The 7,700-nt window shown below is 55.1% G+C and carries 6 protein-coding genes and 1 pseudogene; 4 read left to right on the top strand and 3 right to left on the bottom strand.

The genetic code is table 11. The features are described from left to right. The coding region (locus tag BST81_RS26865; protein ID WP_143780530.1) for a transposase at positions 1–428 on the top strand (428 nt) is incomplete at its 5' end. On the opposite strand, the gene BST81_RS26860 is transcribed toward BST81_RS26865, so the two are convergent. Then, the gene (locus BST81_RS26860) at positions 343–702 is read right to left on the bottom strand and encodes a Uma2 family endonuclease (RefSeq protein WP_216351478.1); all 360 of its coding nucleotides are present in this window, start codon (positions 700–702) and stop codon (positions 343–345) included. The genes BST81_RS26865 and BST81_RS26860 overlap by 86 nt on opposite strands. Before the next feature lie 202 nt (positions 703–904). After that, on the bottom strand, positions 905–4,243 hold the full coding sequence (locus BST81_RS29040) for an SUMF1/EgtB/PvdO family nonheme iron enzyme (protein ID WP_253188509.1): 3,339 nt from the start codon (positions 4,241–4,243) through the stop codon (positions 905–907). A 245-nt stretch (positions 4,244–4,488) separates the two neighbouring features. Here BST81_RS29040 and BST81_RS26850 point away from each other — a divergent pair, with 245 nt between their 5' ends. Continuing rightward, on the top strand, positions 4,489–4,851 hold the full coding sequence (locus tag BST81_RS26850) for a nucleotidyltransferase domain-containing protein (protein WP_075601542.1): 363 nt from the start codon (positions 4,489–4,491) through the stop codon (positions 4,849–4,851). Further along, positions 4,848–5,465: pseudogene (locus tag BST81_RS29340) on the top strand (hypothetical protein). Before BST81_RS26850 ends, BST81_RS29340 begins: the two are co-directional and overlap by 4 nt. 31 nt (positions 5,466–5,496) lie before the next feature. Here the strand turns inward: BST81_RS29340 and BST81_RS26835 are convergent. Beyond that, a complete protein-coding gene (locus tag BST81_RS26835) occupies positions 5,497–6,309 on the bottom strand; it encodes a hypothetical protein (RefSeq protein ID WP_075601539.1) in 813 nt (270 codons plus the stop codon). 223 nt (positions 6,310–6,532) lie between these two features. On the opposite strand from BST81_RS26835, the gene BST81_RS26830 reads away from it, so the two are divergent. Beyond that, positions 6,533–7,700 (top strand): serine/threonine-protein kinase (locus BST81_RS26830; protein ID WP_143780529.1); only part of this gene is annotated, 1,168 nt, incomplete at its 3' end.

The following is a 7,700-nucleotide window of genomic DNA, read 5'->3' as shown; positions in this document are numbered from 1 at the left end:
GTCCAAGCCAGCGAGGGAAACGAGTCTCGATTCTAGGGGCGATTAGTCTGCGGGAGGTCGTGACTTACTGCAATCTCATGGGGTCAACTGATGGACTGACCTTTGAAGCCTTTATTTCCCAGAACCTTGTGCCTAAGTTATGGAAAGGTGCCTGTGTCATCCTGGATAACTGCTCTATTCATCTGGGTGAAGACGTTAGAAATTTGATTGAGGATGCAGGAGCCAAGCTAATTTTCCTACCCCCTTACTCACCAGACTTTTCACCTATCGAGAATTGCTTTTCAAAGATTAAGAGCATTCTGCGTTCGATTAAGGCACGCAGTTATCCAGAACTTGCCAAAGCTATTGATGAAGCTTTCTCCCAGGTGTCATCGAGCGACTTAAGGAACTGGTTCTCTCATTGCTGTTACTGTGCCTCACCAGCATAAAAAACGCTGTAGAACCCATATTGTTAAAGTCAACCCCCAGTTCTTCGGCCAGGGCAAAGGCGATCGCGGCTAACACACGATTGGCCGCTTCGTGAGGCTGACCAGGCATTCTGATTTCTAATACTCCATCGTCGTAGGCAATGCGGGTTGAGCGATCGTTCCCCAATTCTTGCAGCAACGCAATATAGCCTTCCCAGGATACGCCGCTGATCCGAATCGCACTATCGGGAGACAATTCAATTTGGCTGATCGGGGTGGCAAGGACTGTACTCATTGAATGCAGATTGAATGGCCTGTTACCAGTATGCGATAAGTCAGATTAGGGGGTAGAGGCAATATTGGGACGATGTAGCTAAACCCACCCCTCCCAGGAGGGGATCAACCCCCAATGGCCCCAAAAAAATTTTTGGCGCTTCGCGCCAGCCAGAAGGGTAAAGAAACAAGCGTAAAGGGCAAAAGAGCTAGAGTATAAAGCGCTACTGAACAGCCCTGGGGAAACGACTCACAACACGAAAACCGACGAAGTCGTAGCGAACGTCCGGCGCATTAGGATAGCGAAACGCAGAGCGGCAATTCCTCGGAAGGTAGTTCCAGGAACCACCCCGCAAGGCTCTCCTAGAGACAGTTTGAGCCGTTTCCCAGGGGGTATTTCCGTCCGATTTCAAGGCATCTGGTTTCTCTGTATAATCCTCATGCCAGTGATCCGCACACCATTCCCAGACATTCCCGTGCAGGTCGTAAAGACCAAAGGCATTGGGGGGAAACGTACCTACTACTGTGGTTTGCTGCCGATAAATTCCCTTGGGTCCCTGACCGAAGGAGCCACTGTATATCTTTCCTCCGTAGTCCCAATCCGTCCCCCGATAGTTGGCCAGGTCAGTGGTAATAGTGCGGCCAAAATGGAAGGGGGTAGTTGTCCCGGCTCGACAGGCATATTCCCACTCTGCTTCTGTGGGGAGACGGAATTCCTGGCCAGTGCGTTGGGAAAGGCGATCGCAAAATTCAACCGCATTACGCCAGGACACAGTTTCCACTGGACGATGCGCCCCATTGACCTGGAACGTGGCCGGGTTGCGCCCCATGATGGCCGCATATTGGGCCTGGGTGACGGGAAACTTGCCCATCCAGAAACCAGAAACCGTCACCTCATGGGCTGGGCGCTCGTCATCGTAGCTGCTGTCATCTTCATCCGGGCTACCCATCAGGAAAGTCCCTCCAGGAATGGGCACCAGTTCCAGGGTTACGCCCTCTGCCAGTTCCACCACCCGCGTCTCTGGAGGCTCCAGCAGACGAATCGTGGGGGTGGCAGTTTCATCCAGCTCCACGATCAACAACTGGGGTAACAAGCCCAATTGACGCAAGCCCTGCCCAGCCTGGACTCGGATGGCCCCTCCTTCCGTCTGATCTGCAAAATGGCGCTGCAATAGGGTGGGCAAACTATCCGAGTCTCGGCTGACCTGAAACAGCCCATCTATGGCGGCCACCCGAACGGCTGGTTCCTCAGTCCGATCGGCCAGCAGATCCTGGAGCAGAGTCTGGAGCGTAACCCGATCGAGCTGAATATGCAGGAGTGCTGTTAATGCCTCAATCCTCAGAGCGGGTTCAAACTTCTCCCGCGCCTGCAACAAGTTCAACAAATCAGGAATCGCTTTGTAAGCATAGGTTCCCTCCTCCCGCAAATTACGAATCGCCTGCCCCAGATACTTGGTGTCATCATCGAACAGGTCATCAATCAGGCGATTAATCCGTTGTCGCCGACGAGCTTGCTGCAGGGCTTCCGGATCCAGATCAGCCCGCTGATTTAAGCCATCCAGCACCCCTTCCGGCAATTGACGCTCCTGTTCACAACAGTTGCGAACAGCCAATAAAAACCCCCGAATCTTAGCCAGATCAGGCTTTGCATCCACAGTGCGGAAGAACTCTTGCCAGCGCTGGTCAGCCTCCTGTTGCTGGCAATACTCCACCACCTGAAAAGCCGCCAGATACTCAGCGACGGGGTCAAGCATAATCCCAACTCGGTTAGCTGCAACTTGAATCAATCTCAGGGTTTGATCAAGGTACTCCAGGCGTTTCTTGGCCTCTGCTTTGGGAGTTTCCAGTTTGGGATTTTCAGCCTGAATTAAGTCAGCCAACGCTTGGATTACATCGTCATACTTTGCATCCGTAGGATAGTAGGTATGCCGCAAGCATTCCCAGGCAATTGCTTTGGCATCCTGTTCGATCAGGCTATCGTCGAGGCGCATCGTTTTCCCAACGGCATCCCGGCGATTTAACCAGCAGAGATAGTTCTGCATCAGTTTCGGGATGTTGTCGGGGAGCTGGGCTGTTTTCAATCCCCCCACGTCAATCACCTGATCGACATACATCCGCACCAGCAATGCAGTCGCGTTCTGAAGTGTGGCCGCCATCATGCTGGATAAGCGGGTACAGGCCCGGAAGAATTCGGCATCATCCTCAAAAATGTCTCGCTTACCCTGGCGTTCCAGGTAAGGTTGGATGAACGTGGAGAGCCTTGCTCCCGAAATTTTTCGGGGTTCCAGTGGGGTCAGATGAGGCCGACCCAAATTCTTTTCCGGGAGGCGTGCGGTAATGATCAGGGCATTGATGGGTTTTGCCTCCAGATCCTGCTTCATCCGTTTATAGGTTTCATCACTCATCTCGGAGATATGGTCTAGAATCACCAGCACCCGCCGCTGGCGTAACAGTGCCTCCAGCAATTCATTGGGGATGAAACTGCCGTCAGCCATCCGGGGTAATTGCTCCCGAATCGCTGTCAACAGCGGGGTTTCTCCCAACTCCTGCTCAATCAGCACCGGCAGCATGGCGTGATTACAGAGAGACTGGACTTTTTGCGTCTCTTTGTCCGGCAGACCCAGACCCCAGCGGGCAATCTGACAGGCCAGACTGGTCTTACCCACTCCCCCTTCGCCTACAATCAGCAGACCAGCCGGAGACTGATGGAAAACGGAACGCAAATCGTCAGGGGTGAGCCGATCGATCACTTTATCCTTCAACCTGATTTGAATGGGAATATGGATTTCCCGATCGCTCACGGTTGGCTCCGCCAGAAACCTCTCCTGCACCTGCTGGCGATGATCCGCCACCCACTGATCCAGCACCCTCGGCTGATACTTCAGCCAGAGTAACAATCCCAACGGCAGCTCAATCTTGGTGTTTGGAATCGTCAGTTTCCCCGGCATCCCCAAGAGCCAGCGGGGTTTCAGCCCCAGAATAACCAGATAAATCAGCATCAGCCCTGGGATGCTCCCGGCTCCAGTAGCAGCCCCTGGATGGGTTTTGACCCAGTCCACCACGGCTTCCGGTAATTGCACAGCAGGGGGATTACCAATCTCCTTCAAACTCAGGGTTGCCTGACGGCGCACCTGGGGCTGTTCCTTCGGGTCTAGCTGCCGCTCAGTTAATTTCTGGATGATGGCGATCGTCGTACTGGCGTGAGTCTGAGCAATCTTCGCCAGAACTTCTACCATCACCGATCGGCGATCGGGTGCGATCTTCTGATCTCCCAACTGCTGCAACAGATCATCCACAGCCGGTGGCCCGATCTGCTCCAGCGCGTCCAGGGCAGCTACCTGCACCTGCACCTCTGGGCTTTGGGTCAGAGCTGCAATCAAACCTGGAACAGCGGACTTCCCGCATTGCTTCAGGGCTGCCACTGCTTTTGTCTGAGTCGCTCCCGACGGGGCCAGTTGCTTAATCTGCTGGTCGATTGCCCCAGGGGTACAGGTCTGGGCTAAACCTGCAGTCGCTGTTCCCAGGAGAATCAGCCAGCCCAAAGCGCAGGATCTGGATGTCAAGGGAGCCAAGTGTTGGATTCTAACCATGCCACAGAATTTGTGAAGCAGAGCGTGACCGTCTGAATGTCAGCATTGTACGCAATATTTAGTTTCGATAGAAGTATAATTGGCTGGTTTACTTTCAGGTTCCTTCTCCCCGATCGAGCGTTGCCTGTAATGCCTCAACCACCCTAGCACTGGGAGTTCGCCTGGGAAGGCAAAGCAGACGAATCAGGTTAGAGTGGGGACAGGAGTACAGGGCTTTTATGGGCAAGTTCTCAGCAGACGCAATGCAGCGCTATATTCTCACTGCTAAGCAGCGAGAACAACAAACCTTGCAAAGGCGGCAGGATCGTCAGGCCCAAGCAATGATGATTGCCAGCACAGCAGCACAACTCCTGCGTGATTTGTTTGGAGCCAGCCGGGTTGTGGTGTTTGGGTCACTGGTGAGCGATCGGTTTAATGAAGCATCTGATATTGACCTGGCGGTTTGGGACTTACCTGAGTCGCGCTATTTTCAGGCCGTGGGCAAACTCCAAGGACTCAGTGAGCTGGCGATCGATCTGGTCAGGGTTGAAACGGCAAGTGCAGATTTGCTGGGGGCGATCGGTCAGGGTACAGAACTGTGAGTCAGTACAATATTTTGGTGGCTCGACTTCAAAACGAGCTGAGTAAAATCCAGACTGCCGTTCAATCAGCAACTTCCCAGGCCAATAAAGCTAGAACAACAGGAGACTCTGACTACCTCCAGGCCGCAGCTCTAAGCCTGCAAAACTTCTATACAGGGGTAGAACGTATTTTTGAAGAGGTTGCCAAGGAACTGGATGGCCAGGTTCCGACTGGAGCCAGTTCCTATCAGAAATTACTGGAACAGATGGGGCTGGAGATTCCAAACACTCGCCCCTTAGGAATGAGAATTAAATAACACCGATAAACTCCTGATTGCCCTCACCCCCCTGCCCCCTCTCCCAGCGGGAGAGGGGGAGGGGTTGGGGGTTGGGGGTGAGGGCTGAAAATTTCGGAGTTATTAAATCCACGATCCTTAGTGATTCAGGCTGAAACCCTGGAACGGTTGAATGAGTACCGGGGATTCCGTCATGTGGTCATCCACCGCTATGCCTTTGAACTGTATCCCGATCGGGTGCAGGCGCTAGTCGATACCTTATCGGATTGTTATTCTCTTTTCGCTCAGGACATTCAAGATTTCTGTCAATTTCTGCTGGAACTCGATCGGACCCTATAACCTGCATCCGTGCCATCATTCCCCAACCCAACTACCAGGTCTGGGGAATTGCCTCCGTTGGTTCTTCTGCACCCGTTCCAACGGGAGCCGCCACTGGTCTGGGGGTGAGGGGAGGCACGTTCAAAGTTCTGCGTTTAAATTCCAGGGGAGGCACCGGAATTGGGGCCGGTATCACGGGAGCTGGTGGCGGAGCCAGGGTAATTCGACTGCAGAAGAATTCGCTCAGGGCCACTTTCCGCCCCGCAATCTGACCCAGATAGCCCCATTCCCGTCGGGTGCGGGTCATGTGGCGAACTTTCCCATCCCCAGTCTGAATGGTCAGGGTGTCCCCCACCACCGTGAGCACTTTGCCCATTACCTTTTCGTCCGCCACTGCCGGATTGGCTGCGATCGCATCCAGTTCCAATCCGCAGGCTGACCCAGGCAGAATAGACAATTGCTTGGAACTCAGGGCCAGGGCGAGCCGGTTTGTCAGGGGCTGTTCCGAGCCCAACTGAGCCGAAGCTGGCTTGAACGCCAAGTTCGCCGTTGCAGCCACGATCGATCGGGTCACATCCTCCAGGCTCCCCAGGCCAGACGGCGCAGCAAAAACCGACTGAATCACGTCCAGATTCAGGCCAGTCACCACTTCTCCCCCTAGAGGCTGATCAAAACGGGGCCTGATCTGACGGCCCACTGCTTGCAGATCGATCGCCGCCCTGACCCGCCCCTGGAAGGGATTCGACGGGTTCAGGAAGGAAGAGACTTCTGGAGTAGGCCAGGCCAACCCCCGATCGCCAGCCCCCCAAAGGGTCACCAGCCCCAACATCAACAGCACCCTTTTCCCCATCAGCGAACTTCCCATCTCCGACCTCCTCAGTCAATCTGACTCTGCCAGCGGCCCAGTGCCTCTTCCCCTCGGAACCAACCCTGATGAGGAGATGCTCCTGCTAAAATTTGGGGAACAAAGCAGCACGATCGCGCCTGTTTAATTCATGACGTTAGATTTTTCTTTTTCCGTATACTCTACCATTCTCCCCGGCCATTCCCTGACCGTGCTGGCCAGGTGACGACGGTAACATCCCCCTATGAATCCATTGATCGGCATGACCCTCCAGGGAGGGAAATATACTTTAGAAGAAGAGTTAGGCCAGGGGGGCTTTGGCACCACGTTTCGGGCCACCCATCGTTACCTGGGTCAATCGGTGGTGATCAAAACCCTGAGCGATACCCTGAAACGCGATCCAGATCTGGCAGCATGGGAGCGCAAGTTTCAAGACGAAGCCCGCCGTCTGGCCCAGTGCGTTCACCCCAATATTGTCCGGGTAAGTGATTTTTTCACCGAGAATGGGGTGCCCTATATGGTGATGGATTACATCCCTGGCCGCACCTTGGAGGCGATCGTCTTTCCCGATCGCCCTCTGACGGAAGCCAGCGCCATTGCCTATATTCGTCAGATCGGCGAAGCCCTGAAGGTGGTCCATCGCAATGGGCTGCTGCATCGGGATGTCAAACCAGGCAATATCATCCTGCGCCAGAACACTGAAGAAGCAGTACTCATTGATTTCGGCATTGCGCGGGAATTCACCCCCGGGGTCACCCAGGTCCATACCAGCCTGATCTCTAACGGCTATGCCCCGATCGAGCAGTATCTCTCCCAAGAACGGCGGACACCGGCTAGCGATGTCTATGGCTTGGCCGCCACCCTCTATGCCCTGGTTACGGCCCAGGTACCGGTAGCCTCGATACTGCGGGAACGGCAACCCCTGCCCGAACCCCGCCAGCTCTGTCCTGACTTGAGTGCCGCCCTGAACCAGGCAATTTTGCGCGGTATGGCGATCGAAGTCCAGCATCGTCCAGCCACGGTGGCAGAGTGGTTGAACCTGCTGCCAGATCATCCATTCCAGCCCAGAGCGGTCCCGGCTGCAGCCCCTCCGACAGCAGCCACAATCCCGGTGGTGCCGCCCCGTCCGGTCAGGGAACCCATCCAGGGTCCAGAGGGTGCTGGTCGGCCCGCTCCTGTTGCCCCCACCTCCTCTGGACCGGGCTGGTTGCTGTCTCTCACCATCGTTGCAGGCACGGCCCTAGCCGTGCTGGCTGGAGCCACGATCGCCCGTCTGCAACAACCCAAACCAGCGCCGGTGGCCCAGTCACCGGAACCGATCGTCACTCCTACCTCGCCAGCCTCACTAGACCCCTCCCCCATCCTGCAGCCTACCCCCAGTCCATCCCCGATCGTCAGGCCCACCCCCAGTC

It is taken from the genome of Leptolyngbya sp. 'hensonii' (genome assembly GCF_001939115.1).
Classification (GTDB): domain Bacteria; phylum Cyanobacteriota; class Cyanobacteriia.
The sequence above is the reverse complement of the archived record's forward strand: the minus strand, read 5'-3'. Positions and strand labels throughout refer to the sequence as shown.

Excerpts from the sequence above, each read along its gene's own strand:
- BST81_RS26860 (WP_216351478.1), bottom strand. The coding sequence starts at position 702 with ATGAGTACAGTCCTTGCCACCCCGATCAGCCAAATTGAATTGTCTCCC.
- BST81_RS26850 (WP_075601542.1), top strand. The coding sequence starts at position 4,489 with ATGGGCAAGTTCTCAGCAGACGCAATGCAGCGCTATATTCTCACTGCT.
- BST81_RS26835 (WP_075601539.1), bottom strand. The coding sequence starts at position 6,309 with ATGGGAAGTTCGCTGATGGGGAAAAGGGTGCTGTTGATGTTGGGGCTG.